21 protein-coding genes and 2 pseudogenes are annotated in these 18,543 nt (G+C 45.4%); 14 read left to right on the top strand and 9 right to left on the bottom strand.

The window, feature by feature from the left end; all coding sequences use genetic code 11:
• Positions 1-101: 101 nt before the first annotated feature.
• Positions 102-290 carry a M23 family metallopeptidase gene (locus tag I1H34_RS29630; RefSeq protein ID WP_212666909.1) on the bottom strand — a complete coding sequence of 63 codons (189 nt, stop codon included), beginning with the start codon at positions 288-290 and terminating at the stop codon, positions 102-104.
• Positions 291-522: 232 nt separating this feature from the next.
• On the opposite strand from I1H34_RS29630, the gene I1H34_RS32865 reads away from it, so the two are divergent.
• The 11 genes from I1H34_RS32865 (at position 523) to I1H34_RS29580 (ending at position 8,420) form a co-directional block, all read left to right on the top strand.
• The gene (locus I1H34_RS32865) at positions 523-648 is read left to right on the top strand and encodes a hypothetical protein (protein WP_255801538.1); all 126 of its coding nucleotides are present in this window, start codon (positions 523-525) and stop codon (positions 646-648) included.
• 488 nt (positions 649-1,136) lie between these two features.
• Positions 1,137-2,225, top strand: a complete 1,089-nt coding sequence (locus I1H34_RS29625; protein ID WP_212666908.1) for a sodium-dependent bicarbonate transport family permease — start codon at positions 1,137-1,139, stop codon at positions 2,223-2,225.
• 139 nt (positions 2,226-2,364) lie between these two features.
• Positions 2,365-2,697, top strand: coding sequence for a P-II family nitrogen regulator (locus tag I1H34_RS29620; RefSeq protein ID WP_212666907.1), 333 nt, complete (start codon positions 2,365-2,367; stop codon positions 2,695-2,697).
• A 367-nt stretch (positions 2,698-3,064) separates the two neighbouring features.
• Complete coding sequence (locus I1H34_RS29615) at positions 3,065-4,438, top strand: cation:proton antiporter (protein WP_212666456.1); 1,374 nt, start codon at positions 3,065-3,067, stop codon at positions 4,436-4,438.
• A gap of 103 nt (positions 4,439-4,541) precedes the next feature.
• Positions 4,542-4,877 (top strand): cation:proton antiporter subunit C, encoded by a 336-nt coding sequence (locus I1H34_RS29610; protein ID WP_212663851.1) that lies wholly within the window; start codon positions 4,542-4,544, stop codon positions 4,875-4,877.
• Positions 4,874-6,304, top strand: coding sequence for a cation:proton antiporter (locus I1H34_RS29605; RefSeq protein ID WP_212666906.1), 1,431 nt, complete (start codon positions 4,874-4,876; stop codon positions 6,302-6,304). The genes I1H34_RS29610 and I1H34_RS29605 overlap by 4 nt, the downstream gene beginning before the upstream one ends.
• On the top strand, positions 6,301-6,687 hold the full coding sequence (locus tag I1H34_RS29600) for a Na+/H+ antiporter subunit E (protein WP_212663853.1): 387 nt from the start codon (positions 6,301-6,303) through the stop codon (positions 6,685-6,687). The genes I1H34_RS29605 and I1H34_RS29600 overlap by 4 nt, the downstream gene beginning before the upstream one ends.
• The gene (locus I1H34_RS29595) at positions 6,684-6,932 is read left to right on the top strand and encodes a hypothetical protein (RefSeq protein ID WP_212663854.1); all 249 of its coding nucleotides are present in this window, start codon (positions 6,684-6,686) and stop codon (positions 6,930-6,932) included. Before I1H34_RS29600 ends, I1H34_RS29595 begins: the two co-directional genes overlap by 4 nt.
• Positions 6,932-7,213: a monovalent cation/H(+) antiporter subunit G gene (locus tag I1H34_RS29590; RefSeq protein WP_212663855.1), complete on the top strand. Its 282-nt coding sequence runs from the start codon at positions 6,932-6,934 to the stop codon at positions 7,211-7,213. The genes I1H34_RS29595 and I1H34_RS29590 overlap by 1 nt, the downstream gene beginning before the upstream one ends.
• Positions 7,213-7,761 (top strand): DUF4040 domain-containing protein, encoded by a 549-nt coding sequence (locus I1H34_RS29585; RefSeq protein ID WP_212666905.1) that lies wholly within the window; start codon positions 7,213-7,215, stop codon positions 7,759-7,761. The genes I1H34_RS29590 and I1H34_RS29585 overlap by 1 nt, the downstream gene beginning before the upstream one ends.
• The gene (locus tag I1H34_RS29580) at positions 7,758-8,420 is read left to right on the top strand and encodes a Na(+)/H(+) antiporter subunit B (RefSeq protein ID WP_212666904.1); all 663 of its coding nucleotides are present in this window, start codon (positions 7,758-7,760) and stop codon (positions 8,418-8,420) included. Before I1H34_RS29585 ends, I1H34_RS29580 begins: the two co-directional genes overlap by 4 nt.
• 291 nt (positions 8,421-8,711) lie before the next feature.
• Here the strand turns inward: I1H34_RS29580 and I1H34_RS29575 are convergent, their stop codons facing one another.
• From I1H34_RS29575 to I1H34_RS29560, 3 genes and pseudogenes are all read right to left on the bottom strand, one after another.
• Positions 8,712-9,506, bottom strand: a complete 795-nt coding sequence (locus I1H34_RS29575) for a glycosyltransferase family 9 protein (protein WP_249370292.1) — start codon at positions 9,504-9,506, stop codon at positions 8,712-8,714.
• A 24-nt stretch (positions 9,507-9,530) separates the two neighbouring features.
• Positions 9,531-10,922 (bottom strand): annotated as a pseudogene (locus I1H34_RS29570) (ISKra4 family transposase).
• The gene (locus tag I1H34_RS29560; protein WP_249370290.1) at positions 10,882-11,283 is read right to left on the bottom strand and encodes a glycosyltransferase family 9 protein; all 402 of its coding nucleotides are present in this window, start codon (positions 11,281-11,283) and stop codon (positions 10,882-10,884) included. Before I1H34_RS29560 ends, I1H34_RS29570 begins: the two are co-directional and overlap by 41 nt.
• Positions 11,284-12,370: 1,087 nt before the next feature.
• Between I1H34_RS29560 and I1H34_RS29555 the strand changes: the two genes are divergently transcribed.
• A complete protein-coding gene (locus tag I1H34_RS29555; RefSeq protein WP_212666902.1) occupies positions 12,371-12,943 on the top strand; it encodes a DUF1269 domain-containing protein in 573 nt (190 codons plus the stop codon).
• 660 nt (positions 12,944-13,603) lie between these two features.
• On the opposite strand, the gene I1H34_RS29545 is transcribed toward I1H34_RS29555, so the two are convergent.
• Entirely contained in the window at positions 13,604-14,518 is a 915-nt protein-coding gene (locus tag I1H34_RS29545) for a LysR family transcriptional regulator (protein WP_212666901.1), read from the bottom strand.
• Positions 14,519-15,460: 942 nt separating this feature from the next.
• On the opposite strand from I1H34_RS29545, the gene I1H34_RS29540 reads away from it, so the two are divergent.
• Positions 15,461-15,991 carry a phosphate-starvation-inducible PsiE family protein gene (locus I1H34_RS29540; protein WP_212666900.1) on the top strand — a complete coding sequence of 177 codons (531 nt, stop codon included), beginning with the start codon at positions 15,461-15,463 and terminating at the stop codon, positions 15,989-15,991.
• Positions 15,992-16,090: 99 nt separating this feature from the next.
• Here I1H34_RS29540 and I1H34_RS32485 read toward each other — a convergent pair.
• The 4 genes and pseudogenes from I1H34_RS32485 to I1H34_RS32470 form a co-directional block, all read right to left on the bottom strand.
• Positions 16,091-16,564: pseudogene (locus tag I1H34_RS32485) on the bottom strand (DUF6399 domain-containing protein).
• A gap of 99 nt (positions 16,565-16,663) precedes the next feature.
• The gene (locus tag I1H34_RS32480; protein ID WP_235111725.1) at positions 16,664-16,867 is read right to left on the bottom strand and encodes a hypothetical protein; all 204 of its coding nucleotides are present in this window, start codon (positions 16,865-16,867) and stop codon (positions 16,664-16,666) included.
• A gap of 78 nt (positions 16,868-16,945) precedes the next feature.
• On the bottom strand, positions 16,946-17,491 hold the full coding sequence (locus tag I1H34_RS32475) for a hypothetical protein (protein ID WP_249370288.1): 546 nt from the start codon (positions 17,489-17,491) through the stop codon (positions 16,946-16,948).
• 36 nt (positions 17,492-17,527) lie between these two features.
• Positions 17,528-17,695 (bottom strand): helix-turn-helix domain-containing protein, encoded by a 168-nt coding sequence (locus I1H34_RS32470; RefSeq protein ID WP_235111727.1) that lies wholly within the window; start codon positions 17,693-17,695, stop codon positions 17,528-17,530.
• A 311-nt stretch (positions 17,696-18,006) separates the two neighbouring features.
• Here I1H34_RS32470 and I1H34_RS29530 point away from each other — a divergent pair, with 311 nt between their 5' ends.
• Entirely contained in the window at positions 18,007-18,243 is a 237-nt protein-coding gene (locus tag I1H34_RS29530; RefSeq protein WP_212666899.1) for a hypothetical protein, read from the top strand.
• Positions 18,244-18,543: the final 300 nt, after the last annotated feature.

Below are 18,543 nucleotides of genomic sequence, written 5' to 3'. Positions count from 1 at the left end.
AAGATAGATGAAGAAGTCTTCAGAGAATAGATGAAGATTTCACACCGAATAATATCAATTTGCCAAGAAAAACTTCTTAATGCAGTCTGACAACAGCCCTATCATTTCTGAGCGAATGGTTCTTCTTTACAAGTTCCTGAAATAGCAAAGGGTACTGTTTTTGTAAAATGCTGTCTTTGGCTAGGCTTCTGCAATTTAACATGCAAATGAGGACCAGAACTCCAGTCTGAATTGCCGCTGTAGCCAATGAGTTGGCCTGCAGTGACGTAATCTCCGGCTTTAAGATTCACCCCTAGTGGTCATAAGTCGGTGTAAGAATTATCTTGGCGGGGAAGCCTTAAAAATTGGCTCCTTTCCCCTATAGATAAGCATCCAATTCATTTTCGGTATGGGGTTGACCATATAGAACAACGAAGGGATCAGAATCTTCTAACTTCCTATAATACTTATCCAGATACCAATACAAGGCAATGCTCAATAAAAAGCAAGGCCCTTAAAAGTTTTCAGGCTTTACACCAACTTATGACCACTAGGGATGACTTAGTTCAGCAGGTCGATGAGGGGCTACTGTACTTTAGTCAGACTCCCAATGAAATTACTGTCTTAATGGGCAAATATTGCAAAACCTTGGGTACACAAGCTGCCTAGCTAATCACGGATCTTTATCTGTAGATCTATAGAAGGTATGCGCCGTTTCAGGCACTAGCACTGAGCTCTACAGCCATCGAAGGTGTAATCCAACGTAATGGGGAGAGTGCAAGCAATTACAGCCCTTGGTGAAAAGCAGCAACGAAGAAAAAGCTGTGATCGCGATTTACATTAGCTAGACATATATTGAAATTAGTTAAATATAAGAAAAATTTATAATTTGTATTTGACATCGTATTGCCATTTTGTGTTGTCCAGTGCAAATTAGGACACATTTTAAGATAGACTTTAGTACATACAAGAAGATCTATTGATAGATATTTATCTATTCAATATGTTTCAGGACAGCTTGCCTCCCTGCCCTGTTCTAGAGAACGGCCATCTCTGGACACTCTGTTGACAGGTTCTCGCTTAATTCCTGTGTTTTAAGGGTGAATTGCTTCACTCTTACTTTCTTCAAATTTTTTCTGATTAAGGAGGAATTCAACGTGGATTTTTTGTCCGATTTCATGACACTCTTCCTGGCGAAGTTGCAGTCTCCAACCCTCGGCTTTCTGATTGGTGGTATGGTCGTTGCCGCCGTCAATAGCCGCCTGCAAATTCCAGATGCGATCTATAAGTTCATCGTCTTCATGCTGCTCTTAAAAGTTGGCCTGAGCGGCGGTATTGCGATCCGCAATGCCAATCTGGCGGAGATGCTGTTGCCTGCAGTATTCGCCATGGTCGTGGGGATTCTAATCGTGTTCATCGGACGCTACACCTTGGCCAAGATGCCGAATGTTAAAACCGTGGATGCGATCGCGACCGCGGGCTTGTTTGGTGCCGTGAGTGGCTCTACCCTCGCCGCTGCCCTGACCCTAATGGAAACGGAAGGCATCCAATATGAACCCTGGGCCGCTGCCCTCTATCCCTTCATGGATATCCCAGCTCTCGTGACTGCGATCGTCTTGGCTAGCGTTTATATCAGCAAGCAGTACGATACCGCAGACGAGGTTCTTAGCAAGCAGGAGTATCTCGGTAACCAGGGCGGTACCGCAGTCGAGTATCGCCGCAAGCAGCGTACCACCAAGCGGGTTAAGATATGGCCCATCGTCAAGGAAAGTCTTCAGGGTTCTGCCCTATCGGCACTGCTACTCGGCCTTGCCCTAGGTATACTAACCCGACCAGAAAGTGTCTATGAGAGCTTCTTCAATCCCCTCTTCCGCGGCCTGCTTTCGATACTGATGCTGGTCATGGGTATGGAGGCCACGGCAAGGATTGGTGAGCTACGCAAGGTGGGCCAGTGGTACGCCCTCTATGCTGCAATAGCCCCACTACTTCATGGGCTCATCGCCTTTGGTTTCGGTATGATTGCCCACTACACTACGGGATTTAGCCCTGGTGGCTGCGTAATCCTGGCCGTCATCGCTGCCTCAAGTTCAGATATCTCAGGGCCGCCTACCTTAAGAGCTGGCATTCCGTCAGCTAATCCCTCCGCCTATATCGGCTCATCCACAGCCGTCGGCACGCCAGTTGCGCTTGCCTTGGGAATACCGCTCTACATCGGGCTTGCCCAAGCCCTGATGGGAGGTAGCTGATCCTAGCCGGGTCGCGGTTTGTCGGTACTCCCCTGACCCGGCAACCCACACCAAGGCTAGATCAAGGTGATAGCACTCAGCTCTAGCGTTTTCCTGAGTTTCTATGTAGTTTATTGAATTCACACAAGAGGTAACCCACATGGCCAAGCCAGCTACTAAGCTCGTCATCGTCACTGAAAAGTTACTGCTGAAAAAGATCGCCAAGATCATCGAAGAAGTCGGTGCGACTGGTTATACAGTGGTAGACGCTGGCGGTAAGGGAAGTCGTAACGTGCGCTCGTCGGGACAACCCAGCATTTCCGATACCTTCTCGAATATAAAGTTAGAGGTGATCGCCGAAACTCGGGAGATGGCCCTAAAGATTTCGGATGAGGTCGCAGCGCAGTTTTTCGATGATTATTCGGGCATCGCCTATCTCTGTAACGCGGAGGTACTGAGCTCGTACAAGTTTTGTGGGCCGGACGGCTGTTGAATCTAAACGACGCTCGTTCTCACAAAATTTTAGATCTATAAGAATTCAGTTAGTGTCTCGATTTACTAGCCATTGCTAAGAGGGCAATTACAGCGGTTTTCATGTAGATGGGGGACAGCCACAACTCTTAAAAAGCTTGATCAGTAAATGCTCCAAGATTGAATATGTCCCCTACCAACCTGCGATCCGCTGTAAGTGATTTTCTAAAACCTTTATTTAGTAATGCTTTCAGAATGGCATTTTTTTCTGATGTAAGGCGAATAAATCGGGACACTAACTTTTAAGCGAATCGAAGAATGTCTTTCTGCTTTGACGTAATTGTTTGACTTGAATTTTAGATATGAACACATTCGTAGATACTTTATCAATGTCACCGCTCCTCCAAGGGGGCATCTCTCAGCCCTGGCTAATCGCAACGGCTAATGCAGATGAAGCTCCCCTGATTCTCTCAGGTGTCTTGCTCACTCTGGTGGTCATTTATCTGGCCAGTAAGCTGGGCGGTGAGCTATCTCAGCTTTTAAATCTACCTCCTGTTTTAGGAGAACTAGTCGGAGGCGTGGCCATTGGGGCCTCGGCTCTTCACCTGTTGGTCTTTGCTGAAAATGGAACCGTTGCCGCTGATTCGGCCTTGATGCCCATTCTGCAGTTTATTGGTGGCAATCTCAGTGCTGAATCGATTACCTCAATTTTTGAAAGCCAGAGCGAAATCATTGAGATTTTATCTGAGCTGGGGGTGATTATTCTATTATTTGAGATTGGCTTGGAGTCTGATCTTAGAGAGTTAACAGAAGTAGGGTATCAGGCCGTTTTGGTGGCGATTGTGGGCGTTGTTGCCCCCTTTACTGCCGGGACAGCCGGATTGATTTTCCTGTTTCATATGCCGACGATTCCAGCGATCTTTGCCGGGGCAGCGTTAACGGCAACCAGCATTGGGATTACCTCTAAAGTCTTGTCTGAATTAGGTTATCTCAAGTCTAAGGAAGGCCAAATCATTGTTGGGGCTGCCATTATTGATGATGTGTTAGGCATTATCGTCCTGGCTGTGGTCGCCAGCTTGGCTAAAACAGGCGAAGTGGATGTTGTTAATGTTCTGTATTTGATTGGTAGTGCCACCCTGTTTCTCGTGGGTTCCATCTTCTTAGGCCGATTCTTCAATCAAGCCTTTGTGACCATTGCCGATCAGCTGCAGACCCGCGGAAAGCTAGTGATTCCTGCCCTGAGTTTTGCTTTTATCATGGCTTTCCTTGCCAATGCGATTCATCTAGAAGCGATTTTGGGTGCCTTTGCCGCTGGCTTGGTGCTAGATGAAACCGATAAGCGCAAAGAGCTAGATCAACAGGTGATTCCCATTGCCGATATTTTCGTCCCGATTTTCTTTGTCACCGTGGGGGCAAAAGCAGACTTAAGCGTTTTGAATCCTGCCATTCCTGAGAATCGAGAAGGTCTCGTGATTGCCGCCTTCTTAATTGTGGTGGCAATGATCGGTAAGCTCATCACTGGCTGGACCGTTGTGGGGCAACCTGGCATTAATCGATTTGCGATTGGCGTCGGCATGATTCCCCGAGGAGAAGTGGGCTTGGTCTTTGCTGGCATTGGTTCTGCGAGTGGTGTTTTGGATAAGCCCTTGGAAGCTGCGATTATTACGATGGTGATTCTGACGACCTTTGTGGCCCCACCGTTGTTACGGGTGGCGTTTAAAAGCGGTGCCATCGCCATTGAGTCTCCGGCAACGAACAACTAATTGATGAGGATGGCTGCGATGGTCTCCGACCGGCCTGTGGCCATCGCAACTCTCTCTCATAAATCCTCGGACCCCCTTTTTTACTAATCCTTTTTAAATCACCATGTTAGAAGCGTTTATATTTGCGACGATTCTCTGTGGCTTTTTTGGCATCATCCTCAAAGAAAATCTGATGATGAAAATTATTGCCATGGATGTGATGAGTACAGGCGTGATCGCCTATTACGTCAAGATCTCAGCTCGTCAAGGGTTATTCACCCCGATCATCACAGATACCCATCAGGGAGCCTATGCCGATCCCGTTCCCCAAGCCGTGATTTTGACAGCAATTGTGATTGGCTTTTCAGTGCAGGCCTTGATGTTGGTGGGGGTGATGAAGCTCTCGCGCGACAATCCCACCTTGGAAAGCCGCGAGATTGAAAAGACTTACACACCATGAATACCCTTACGATCGTTTGGATTGCCCTGCCGTTTTTTGTCGGGTTTGTAGGATATCTGATCCCTAAACTGGATCGATACTTAGCATTGGCTATGACCTTGGTGTCTGCCAGTTATGCTGCCCGGGTTTTTATGGAGCCAGCCCCATTAACGCTGCAGCTGATGGACAGCTTTGGGGTCACCCTCAGGATTGATAGTCTCAGTGGCTACTTTATCTTGACCAATGCCTTGGTGACAGCTGCCGTCATTTGTTATTGCTGGGGTACGGGAAAATCCGCTTTTTTCTATACCCAAACCATCATTTTGCATGGCAGCGTCAATGCTGTCTTTATCTGTGCTGACTTCATTAGCTTATATGTGGCCTTAGAGGTCATTGGGATTGCCGCTTTCTTGCTGGTGTCTTACCCGCGTACGAATCGGACGATTTGGGTGGCCTTGCGCTACTTATTTATCAGCAACACGGCCATGCTGTTTTATTTGGTGGGCGCTGTGTTGGTGTATCAGGCCAACCACTCCTTTGCCTATACCGGCTTAAAAGGAGCACCGCCAGAAGCCCTCGCCTTGATTTTTATGGGACTGCTGACCAAAGGAGGCGTCTTTGTCTCTGGTTTATGGCTACCCTTAACCCACTCTGAGTCCGAGACTCCGGTGTCGGCCTTACTCTCAGGCGTTGTTGTCAAAACGGGAGTTTTCCCCCTGGCTCGCATGGCCTTAATGGTGGAGGAAGTCGCTCCCATCATCACCCTATTTGGGGTGGGTACAGCCTTTTTGGGCATTAGTCTGGCCCTCTTCGAGCAAGATACGAAACGGCTCTTGGCCCAGAGTACCATTTCACAGCTTGGGTTTATCTTGGCTGCCCCTGCCGTCGGTGGATTCTATGCCTTGACCCATGGTCTAGTCAAAGCCACCCTGTTTTTAACCGCTGGGACATTGCCTAGCCGAGATTTTCAGGAGCTGCATAAGCAGCCTATACCGCGGTCTTTATGGCTGGTATTGGTGATGGCCAGTTGCTCCATCTCCGGTATTCCTCTATGGTCTGGGTTTGCGTCCAAAGCGTTAACGCTGAAAAGTGTATTGCCCTGGCAAATGATTGCCCTCAATATCGCCACAGTGGGTACCATTGCTACCTTTGCCAAATTTATCTTTTTACCTCATCAGAGCGAAGCGAAGCCAGTTCGAACTGGGTTTTGGGTGGCTGTTCTCTTACTTTTAGGGGTCTTGCTAGCGGCCAATGGTATTTATTACCAGGCCTATACCGTTGCCAATATCGGCAAAGCCTTGGCCAAGGTAGGGTTGGGCTGGTCGGTCTATTGGCTGGTCATCCGCCGCGTGGTGCTGAAATTGCCTCGGGTCCAAGAGCAACTCGAACATTTAATTGGGGGTATGAGCTTAATGTTGGTTCTACTGTTCTGGATGGTGTTGGCATGACTGGATATTTGAATATTCTGCTGCGCTTAGCCATCTGGTTTTTGCTGACTGCCGACTTTGGCATTGCCAATATCATCATTGGCGTTTGTGTAGCTTTAATCCTGCCGCGCCGTGCCAACCCAGGTGCCTTAAAAGATTGGCTACACGCGATCGGAGAAATTATCATTGCCATTCCCCAGGCCTTTTTTGAGGCGATTGAAATTATGGTCCGTCCTCACCGCTATGAAGCGATCACGATGGAACATGTCAAACCGCAGCGCACTCCTGGCTTGATTTTTCTCGATATTTTTGTGATTACCTTTACCCCCAAAACCATTGTGCTGAAGTACCACGAGGAAGGGTTGTACGAAGTCCACCGTATCGAACGGAGGAAAAAGTCATGAATATCATCCTAATTTCCATGATTTTGGCCCTGGCGATTCCTATTTATGAAGCTTGCCAGGATGAGGATGTGTGGCAGAAAATGCTGGCCTTTGCCAGTATCGCCAGCAAAACATCGATCATGATTTTGGTGATTTCTGTCCTACGGGATGACTGGATGATTGGCGTCGTGGGGGTGCTAATCCTCAGTGTTGGCAATGCGGCCTTAATGCTTTTGGCCCAGATTATTAAACGGATCAGTGACTGATGATTAACGCGATTAGTTATGTCTTGATGGGCATTGGGATTTTCTTTTGGTTTTGGGGGACTTGGCCCTTAGTTGGTCACCGCTCGGTGCTCTACAAACTTCATAGCCTCTCTGTGGCCGATACTTTGGGGTCGATGTTAATTGTTGTTGGTTTGCTTCTGAAAATTCCACGGGAATGGCCCCTGCTGGTTCTGGCCATTCTCTCCCTAGCGATCTGGAATACCGTGCTGGGATATGTGTTGGCCTATTGTTCTAGTGATACTAAGGAAACGGGGACGTGATGACTGATAGCTATGTGTATATCATTACTGCCCTGCTGCCCTTAACCGCAGCGATGGTGGTGTTTCAGGTCAATCCTTACCATGCCCTAATTATTCGCGGAATTTTGGGGGCAGTGGCGGCCCTTGTCTATGCCGTTTTGGGAGCGGCAGACGTGGCCTTAACTGAAGCACTGGTGGGCACTATGCTGGCGATTACCCTCTATGCAGTAGCGGTCCGATCCTCCCTGGTGGTGCGCTTGGGTGTGCTCCAGGCAGCAGAACCTCAGGGGTTTCAAGCTTGGGTCGAAGGCTGTCGGGCCATATTTTCTAAGCACTATATGCGCTTAGAACTGGTTGATTATCCCAATGACCAAGATCTCCATCAAGCTCTGAATGAAAAAGAAGTGCATGCGATTTACCTACCCCAGCACCATGCCGCAGAAACAGTGCAGGATCAGGCTCTGATCCGTATCCCCCGACTATATGAAATCATGCAGGCAGAATTAACGTCACCGGAAACAACCCTCACCTATGTGGCGGTGGCTGATTTAGCGGAGGCAAAGGTATGAAGTGGCTTTATATCATTGCGGGCCTTGCCCTGTATGTCAAAATTTTGGTCATGCCCAATCCAGAATTGGATGTTGCTGAATTGTCGATTGTGGAGGCTGTTGTTAAGGATAGCGGTGTCCCCAATGCTTTAGCGGGCATTATTTTCAGGAATCGTCTCTACGACACCATTTTCGAGGTGGTGGTGTTTACCATCGCAATTATGGGTGTCCGGTTTCTACTCTCGGATGAGCAGCCCTCAAAAAAGGTACATCGATTTACGGACAAACCTTCTATTGTCCTAGCCAGACTAGGGGCAACCATTGCCTCGTTGGTGAGCATCGAGTTAGCGATTCGCGGCCATTTGAGTCCGGGCGGTGGGTTTGCGGCAGGTGTGGCAGGCGGTACAGCGATTGGCCTAATTGCCATTACCTCTTCATCCAAATGGATGCAGGGTATTTATCAGCGCTGGCGGGCAGCCATATGGGAGAAAATCTCAGTTCTAGTATTTCTTGTATTGGCAGCCATAACATTGGCTGGTTCTGAATTGCCCCATGGTGAACTCGGTGCTTTGGTGAGTGGAGGCGTGATTCCTCTTCTTAATGTGTTGGTGGCGATTAAGGTTGCCCTTGGCTCTTGGGCTGTCATCTTGGTATTTATTCGATACCGTGGGTTATTGTAAAAGACTCGAAAAATTGGCAGATGTTAAGCATTGCCAATGCTTCTTTATAAGCCCACGTTAGTCACTCTGATCAGTGGAGTCTCTGAAAGGGTTGATTATTTATGATCTTATTGTCTAGCAATACTCCCTTCCCGGTAGTAGATTGCGTAGTCGGCAATCTCCACATTTGTGGAGATTGGGACCAAAGGGCTCCTCAATTATGGAGTGGGATGGGAATAAGACACAATGGGTTCGCCAAAAACTGAGTAACACTAGCAATGAATGATTGAACGACAACATCAGCTATTCAGCTTACTTTAATGTTATCAACTTGATGTCTGCGCTCGAACCAGTGCTTTCAACTTTCCATACCTTTTCCAATATTTGAATAGGTGGGATATCAGCTACTTTACTGGTCAGAGATTTTAAACCTGCAAAATAATGCATTGGTGGTAGGTGTCTACTCGGCTCTAAGGATCCAAACAAAGCTACAAGCTTGGTTTTTACAGCAACGCCCAAATGTAGTGGTGCTCGATCCGCACAAATCATCAAATGTCCAGCATCAATCAACGCCGCAAGTTGGCCAACATGTTGAGGGGTGACGATGTTCAGTTGCGGACAGACCGCGAGTAAAGAGGTGACCCAATCTTTGTTATCAGGACTTTGCACGATCATGAATGGTGTATTTGGTTGCCGCTCTAAATACCCTTCAATCACTGACTCCCAACTTTTAATTGGGTAGAATTGAGAGGGCTCATCGTCAGAATTTTCGGCCCCTGTGCCACCATGTAAAAGAATATAGGGCTGATCCGCAATGCCAAGCCGTTTCCGCTCTATTTTAGCCCATTGAATATCTGCTTGAGGGATATGAATAGCAATGTCAGGACAAGGCTGATCAATGCTCAATCCCAGCAACAGATCATGATACCGTTGGGCATCATAGGGACGAGCATTGGGAGTCACTTTAGAAGAGAGAAACACACCAGCTAAGTCAGCAAGTGCTCCACCAACTGTCGGTAAACGTTGGCGACCAAAGCGAACCCAAGGAGGAAGATTCGAATTCTCATATCCGACTCGTTTAGGAATGCCAGCCAGCCAACAGAGCAATCCTGCTGTCCAATCTGGGCGTATTTAGCGGATCGGGGATGCCTTAGTTTTCGGAATGGTCACCTCTGGGAATAAGGAGTCAAACCGTTCATTGACCCAGGCAATTCTCAAGATCAGTAAATGGTTGAAACCATCCTCACTCCAGCGCATGCCAACTCCCTTAAAGCGCTGCTGAATCAACCACTTGCATGCACTTTCAACCATTCCTGACCCGAGAGGAATCTGTTGCTGTTCAAAGTGCCGATAACGGATGTGGTGATGATGGCGTTGGAAATAAGCCTGCACCTGGAGCAACGTTGAAAAAGACTTTCCCGTTAACAGTTGTGAGTGAATCAATATCGTCAAGGACCGTAATACAAGTAGGTGTTGCCCGTGTCGCAATTGGTGTCGCCAGTGCCGGAACCAGGCTTGGGCTTGAGCAGAGCGGGCATCTCCAAACATCGCTTTAGTTGCTCGTGCCAGATGGCCTGCTGAATGAAAAAAGTCGAGGACTGCCACAGCACAATGAGAGAACAAGGTGCGATAGACTCGCCAGAAGCCTCGTCCCCCATCACTGAGCCAGATGACTTTTGGAGCAGATTCAAAGTCTTGTTTGTGAGCTTCGAGTTGAAGTAAAGGGATGAACTGGTCGATATCGCCCAATACTGCCACCAGTCTTCGACGCAGTAATTGGGGGACCTCCTTTTTAGCTCGGGTAACCCGTGTTCCCAGGCGAGCTAAGATGGCGACTTTGACTTCTCGCCACTGGATTTTTCCCTTGGGTGAGTTCGGGGTGGGGCGAAAGGGGACCATCACACCATCGGCGGCAATGGCCAAAGGTAGAGCAGATAACATCTCTGAAATCGCTTCACAAGGGGCCTGAGTCCCTGATGATTGAGCGTTGAGTTGAGCTTCTAATTCCTGCTGAGCTTTGTTACCCACGGATTGCACCCAGTTCCACAAACTGGATGGACTCACGGATAGACCACTCCACTGACCCAGCATCCAACTGGCCAGTTCATAGGGCATGAACAGACTCAACAAGCAGCCCAGACGCACCAGTTCTTCGCTGCTGTGCTGATAGGGGGTAATCCCAATGGCTTGATCCAGGGGAGTCAACAGACTGCCTGGACATCCTTTGGGACAACGGCCCACCCGTCGCTTTCAAGAGATAGTGCCTACCAGTGTCTGCATCTGACGAGATTCCCATCCCTTCGAATGTAAGCGGGTTCCGCAGGTAGTACATACAGGCCATACAAATACTGCTTTCGCGCGCCTTGAGAGTTCATCCTCCAGAAGACAGCGAGCTAGAAACAAGCCCATTTGCAGAACGATATAAACCATCTGACTCAGGCTGGTTGATACTTTGAGTGCTTCAGTTTGTTCTAGAAATTCGTCATGGGCTAGCACGGTTAGCAATTGCGATGGTAGGGGCATGATAGTTTTTTGGTTCGGGTACAGGATCTATTGTCCTTGACCCGTTTTTCTTTGAGCCATGCATCCCCGATCCTTTGCTTACGCCCGTCCAATCTCGACTGAGGGTTATGCCCGCGTCATAACGTCGATCTCGCATTTTTCCAATTAAGTTTCCCCAATCTGCTGCTCCATTACGGTTTTCAAATTGGAAGGTCAATACATTTTCAACATTGCGGCAAAGTCGATAGGCTTGCTTAGCTCGGGGTTCAACAATTACATCTATCTCTACCTGAGAATATTGATGTTGAAGTGTTTCTAAAGTCGGGAAAAACAACAGTTGACGGCCAACATCACCAGGGAGTAAAGCTAATATGCGGGTCATTATTTATTACAGCTGTAAAGGTTGAAGTCTACGGTTACCACTCGCCAGATGTTGTATGGGTGAGCGCTTCATTATTGAAATCTTGCGGTTTCACAATCCTCAGATGCCAACACCTAATTGAGAATATACCTTAGTGCTCAAGCCAAACGAATAAAATTACACGAACGCAAATTAGACCTCTTGCAATATTTGTTTCATGATGTGTTAATCACTCAATTTATGCCGCAATCTGACATGAATTTTTAGTCATCTACCATATCGGTAGCTGAATTATGCAAGAGGTCTAGTAAACCGTGAGTCAGACTAGTTGATTACTCCCCGGCCTGAAGGCGTAGGGGGAAGAGGGCTACTTTGCGATAAGTAGGTATAACCATTGCCATCACCAATACAAATAAAATAAGCAAAAATACTTAAAGCATTAATGATAGGCTTATTGCAATACTTGCTAAGTTATTCATTTAGTTTAGTAAATAGACTAAATGTAATCTACTGACTCTTTACATAATGCTCATTTATTAAAGAATTCAATGTTTAGTGGTTTCTTCTTCGTTGTGGCAGTTATCTGCATCATCCTAGGTATTAAATTAAGACAAATTGAGGAAGTACATGCTGTTGCTGCGACCAGTGCAGGACTTTTAAGTAGTTTCTGTAGTTTTGTGATAGCTCCTCCTTCCGTGCAACTGTTGCTGGGACTTAGTTTTTGGGGGTTAATTCATTTCTACCCTTTGCGAGCTTGAGGTCATTTATTGGGCTTCTGTGATGAGAATAAAGCTTTGCTAATAAGGGGTTCAATAATTTGATGGCATTCTCAATTAATACATTCTGAAACCCAATGATATTCGATCTAATCTGGGAATATATTCCAGACAAAATTTCATTAAACGATTACTCGATACGAGAAATTTTTTTGAAGTGGCCTACTAAATAGATACCAAGACTGACCGACATTGCAGTCTTAGAATAGGCGTTTCCAGGAATAGCATCAGATAAATTTTTGACATCATTACTCAGATCTGAAACTTCCTATAGCTCGCACAGTAGAAAGTGATATGCAAGCCAAAGATATTAATTCAGGTGGAATGAACTAATGATTAGTCCAAACATAGATGTACAAGAATACCGACAAGCGATTGGCATCTTGGCCAACCGTTCTGATATAGAACAAGCACTCCAGGTGTTGAAGGATAATGAATTCCCGATGGAACAAGTATCTGTAATTGCTCAAGATTCAGAGCTTGAAGATGATGTCCCCCCATCCGTAGAAATTCAGTCGCAGATCAAGAGTCCTGTTAAGAAAGGAGCTGCGACTGGGGGGACAGTGGGAGCGATTTCGGGCCTACTTGTAGGACTTGGAACGATAGCAATTCCAGGTCTTGGGCCAGTTATGCTAGCTGGGGTCACGGCGACTACATTGATGACCAGTATTCTCGGAGCTGCTACAGGCGGACTTATTGGTGCTTTGGTAAGGATGAGAATTCCTGAAAAAGATGCTGCTGTTTACAACAATTTTGTTGCTAAGGGCTACTACATTCTTCTTGTCGAGGGAATAATGGAAGAAATTCAAAATGCTGAGACAATTCTCACCTCGCAAGAAATTCAAGAATGGAAAGTATTTTTCAAACCAGAGCCGCCCAGAGCTACCAAAAAAAATCTCTCTTAAGGCTTAGCTACCGAACTAAGGTAATGACGTCTCTGGAAAGTACCCTAGAAAAAGTAGGGCAGCCTTCACACAATACTCAAGTTTAACTTTTAGTCTGAGTGATCGGGAGCATGTCACCTTTGAAATCTAGTATTTATACTTATCCCAGAAATCTTTGCTAGCTTTGCTTTCAGACATTAAATTTTTGATTCCAAATTTTGTGCATCTGCAAAGGTGACATGCTCCCAGAGTGATCGGCGTAGTAGATTCACACCAACAGGATAATCTCAGTGAAATTTACTGATAATGTTGATACTTTATGTTCTTGTTGGTGGTTAGAGGTTGGTACTGCAAATCCTCCTTACATCAATTTCTATGGGCCATTTGGAACCAAGCTGAAGCTGCAGAACTAGAATATCGTAGAGATTCTGAACATACAGCCCCCATAGTTTATTCTCTCAATAAATTTTGCCAACCACGTCAGCGCAGAATTAAAGAGATTGAATTGACCATTCAAGATTTGAAAGGTAGTCCGCGTATATTTTTTGAAACCTTGCTGTTGGGAGCTCGTATTTATTGAACCCATATCAAGGTAGTCATAATATTGTTCCTAGTCATGCTGCCAGTTTGTTGATTAACAATACTCTTATGGGTTGCTAAGCCATAGTATTGGGAGATCATCTAGCAGAAGTGATTGAGATTTAAACCATTTTGATCTGTGATTGAAAAAAAGTAGTTTAGAAAAGTTCTTGCCACAACGGACAAATGTTTCTCAGACAAATAGGCAACAGACCATTGCTGCTCAATCGGGAAATTCTCAATATCTAAAATGGCTAGATCAGTGTAATCCTGACTATCGAGGGAGTGGTGAGACAAGACCGAAATTCCTAACCCGTCTATGATCGCTTGTTTGATTGCTTCGTCGTTACCCAGTTCCAGCTTGATTTTAACGTTTACCTGGTGTTTACTGAACAAATCTTGTATCGCTTTCCGAGTACCCGATCCTAGTTCCCGTATAATAAATCGTTCTTGATTTAGGTTAGCGATAGCAATATTTTTCTTACCCACAAGGGGATGTGATGGTTGTGCCACAACCACTAGGGGATTCTTCATCACAGGTTGAACTTTGAGATCAATATATGAGGGTTGATGACTGAAAAAATACAGGTCATCTAGACTCTCCGCCATCCGTTTTTCGAGTTGCAGATGGTTGGTAATTTTCAGGGAGATATTAATACCTGGATATTGGCCGCAGAATGAACCGAGCAGGCGCGGGAGAAAATATTTGCAAGTAGTAACGGCAGCCAGATATAACTTGCCCTGGGTCGTACCTTGCAAGTCGTTTAGAAGCATTCCAAACTGGTCTAATTCTTCAAAAATAGAATAGCAGGTGGATAATAACTGATGGCCCACCTCAGTGAGGTATAGCTGTTTGCCTATTCTCTCAAATACAGGAAAGCCAACCGTTTTGGAAAGCTGTTTCATTGAAACTGAGACCGTTGGCTGAGAAAGACAGAGTTCTTCAGCGGCTCGGGTAAGGCTACCATGACGTGCAGCCGCTTCAAAAACTTTGAGTTGATGGAAGGTCGGTTGCATAGTGATTGCACCGGAGTAGTAAATATTGTGGGAATCCTCTGTATATTTTTTATTGCAATAGGCTAATGTCTACTTTTTAATTCAGCTAAAGCAAATAGAGTTAAAGAGGAGGGATACTATTGACTCTGAAGATAATTACCAGATTCTAATAACTTGCTATGAGGTCATCAGACCACGTCATCGTGAACAAACTAGTGGCATAGGTAATCCAGGGGTAAGTGCGCAGCTTATTTGTAAAAACTTTCAAGAGCTAACAGAGCTTAAGCAACAAGTACATTGATATTACGAGCATCTCTTGAGTCACAGAGATATCAATATAGATTCAATTGATCTATATAAATAACTAATTAGTAGTCTAAACACTTAAGTTTGGGTTTTTGGCGTAAAAAATCAAAACAAACTACGACTACTGTTTGTTGATCAACCAAAAGCTTGATTTACCGAAAAATCTTATCTGTTTTAAGAATATATTAATCTGAGCATAGATAAAATAAAATGTTACATGCATTATTCATAGAACAAAATCTATCATAAGCTTTAATTATGACTCTTGGCATTCCTATCTGGGCTACTGCGATTGCTAAATTCTCTAAATCATCTTCTAAATAGGGATAGAGGCTTATTCTATATCTAGATATAGTCTATATAAATATTTAGGCAATATATTCATTAATATTTCTTATTTGAGAAATAAATCATTGACATTTTACAGACTATTCGTTCCATTGCGAAGATAGAGGTGGTGATGCTTGAGTTCCTTTCCTATCCCACAGGATCTTTGAATCATTTACAGCAGCCAGTCAAGTATCCAAGCTAGATGCTTCAACGGCAGTTCATTATCGCAAGGTTGGCAATCATTATTGTTCTTGTTGGTACAGCACGGATCGGACTCAAACTTCTATATTGCTTTTTTGCTCCCAACTAGCCAAGGAGATAACGTTTATGCCCCTTTCGAACACCTCACTCCTCTCTAAACTGCAATGGATGAATCGCAGGAATTTAGTCCGTTGTCTTGAATTTGTGCAAGACCTGATCGTCATCTGCCTCTGTATTGGTTTATTTAGCTTTATGGTGCTCCAACTGCGGGATATGTTTATGTCTTTGTTGCCACCCCTGGAGTTAGCAGCTGTTACCGCAGATATTCTATTTCTCCTGATTTTGGTCGAGTTATTTCGTCTCTTGATTATTTACTTGGGTGAGAAGCGAGTTTCCATTGGCGTAACTGTAGAAGTCTCCATTGTGTCTGCCCTCCGAGAAATGATTGTTCACGGTATTCTCGAAACCCCTTGGCAACAGGTATTGGTCACTTGCGTATTTTTAATAACCTTGGCCTTTTTACTTGTCGTTCGGGTATGGTTACCACCCACCTTTGAAGGCATTGACCCAGAAGAGCATCTTTCTAAGCGTCGTCGGACTGAGCTAAAAACTGATCAACCACCACAATCCCCGTTATCCAATGTATCTCTACGTTAAGTGCTTAGCATTAAACTCTTAGTTCGACCGTTTTAAAACCAGGCTAACACTTTTTAATGAGTTAAAATCTCCAGAACAATCGCTAATTAAGGTATCAATTTAAGCCGGGAAAATAGTTTGGGTTAAAGGGTTAAGCCGTTTTGTCTTTGAAGACTGACGTGCCACTGGCAATTCCCCCATAGAGTTAACAACTGACTCAAACACATCAGGAAAAGGATGTCCAAAAAGCCGTTGTGCTGCGGTAGTGCCATCTGCTCTTTTGAGGTCAAAATTGTGGATGATGGTGAGTACCTTCAAGGATTCTTCCGAGAACCCTCGGGCTGCATGATGTAATCGAGATAGATAGCCATTACGTCCCTCAACTGCGGAGGAAGTCCGTTGATACTTTGTACTCATCCATTGCGCCCAGTCTGCCTACTCCTGGCTTTTTTGAGAGTCCATCTGTTGAGTTATGGGGTGCTTAAGCAACTGTTCATAAGCTCGTTCAGCCGCCTTTTGATAATCTGATTTGAGTTGAGGATGCCGGGTTTTGTCCGTTTGCTGTTGCCAATAAGTCCAGGGTAATAAGTACATGAGTACCCAGTTTTGTAGCTCTAGATCATCCGTGGATACTTTTAGCGCTTGAGTCACCCATTGCCACCAAGCATGAATCCCCTGAGCCATTGATGGAATCTATTGTTGAAATGAGCCAATGGTTTTGCTTCCCTTCTGAGCACCATAGGTTTTGGCTAGAGCAGACATCTGGGCGAGGGGAGCATTCAACTCAGCCGATAGATCATCAAACAGTTGCCATTCTAAAGTCTTGATATTGAACGGATGAATGACTTGGGTAAGGCGATGAAGAACTTGATGATAGGCCGTCTTGTCCTGCTCCAAAGACTGTTGCTGAGCAGAAATCTCTGCCCTTGATTGTTGGAGTTGTTGCTGTTTAGCCTCACTACGAACGTTGAGAAGTTACTGTTGAAGTACAGTCGCTTTTTTGTTCAACTGACTGATTTGACGACCCATATCACTGCCGATAGGTTGGGCTAAGGCACTCAGGGCATGGAATAAGTCAGAAACACTGACACAGCCTAAGCCTGACACAGCTAATTTAATCAGGGCTGGAGCACCATCACTCACCATAAAATGAAAATGCCATCCACAGCGGGTCCACCACTGCTGAATCTGGACTTGCCAGGTTGCATAAGTACGGTTGGGACGTTCCACCTCTGTGAAGATAAAGCCACTAGCCAATTCCAACATCACTAAGATAGGCAAACCAAAAAAGGTTTCATCCCCACCGACACAGATTCCTTGACCTTCTTTGGGTTGGCAATGCTCTTGTTGGGCAACCTCATAGGCGATAATCGCGTCCCGCATCTTGCGTTTCAATAGCCGAAGAGAGCTAGCTGAAACACCCACATGAGCATCGACATGAATCGCTGTAAAAAATTCTGATAGACTCTCAGCTCCCACCCCATGTTTGACGCCGAAATAGTACACCACTCCTAGGACCATTATCCTGAGCCATTGACTCCCTATCCGGCTTTCCCACTATAGTGACTCTGGATATTGGTTACGCCGAGCAATAGCCTGTTGATGACGATGAACACTGCTTTTTGACAGACCTGTCGCAGCAGCAATTTTCGCAATCCCTTTTACTCCCTGTTTGAACAGACAATCAGTGACGGCTTGGCAGCGCTCTCGTATTGTCAGGCTCATCGTTTCCTCTGTTGACTTGCAAAGGTACGATACAGCTCTCTGTGACTAATCGCAGAACTCTTTCCTATTTCACCTTCAAAAGAGTGCGATCCTATCTGGAAATACTCAAGTCTTTTCCCGCTTTATGATGGTAGCCGTTTGTTGCAATAAAAAGTATTACTTGAAGGGGTCGTAGGTGCTTTGCCGTGAAGATGTCTATACTTTGACCCCAAAGTTAAAGCTCATCTCTTAAGATCAAAATTACTGCACATCTTAAGAAATAATTAAATTACAATGTGTATAGACCCAAGCAATCAGGTAATTTTACTGCTATGTCTACTCCCCTTCTACGTCAACTCTGGCAAATGATTGAAGAGATTCCCTACCACTCTTTGGGGAGACTTGATGACTCAGGTTTGGTGAGCTGGGTATTGTCTCACTTAGAAAATCGCCAACCGATGAAAACAGATGAACGGAAAGCTGCTGAAGGCTATCTGTATGACCACATGATGCTGATTCGTGATATCGCGGACTCGCAACAACAACATCATTGTCCTCTAGTGGGTTGATGCTCTAAAACTGGATCGAGTGGAAGAGCAGGGTACATAGCAACTCATCCAGGCAACATCGCCAGCGAATGAAACCATAGAGACTTAGAAATAGCAGCCCTGAGATAAGGCCGAACAGGATTGCACAAAGCCAAAATAGTTTGCTCAATTGATGTGGCGGAGATGGTATTTTCGGCGTCATTAGCTAAAAAGCAGATTTATCTGCAGCAGAATTTCACAGAAATCAAGATAAGGGCTTGGATTAGCGATTCGTTACGGACATTCAACCCCTTAAATCATTTCTCTAGCTGAGAATTAAAT

This window comes from Acaryochloris marina S15 (assembly GCF_018336915.1).
GTDB classification, from domain to species: domain Bacteria; phylum Cyanobacteriota; class Cyanobacteriia; order Thermosynechococcales; family Thermosynechococcaceae; genus Acaryochloris; species Acaryochloris marina_A.
Note: the sequence above shows the minus strand (reverse complement) of the source record. Positions and strands in the feature narration are given on the sequence as shown.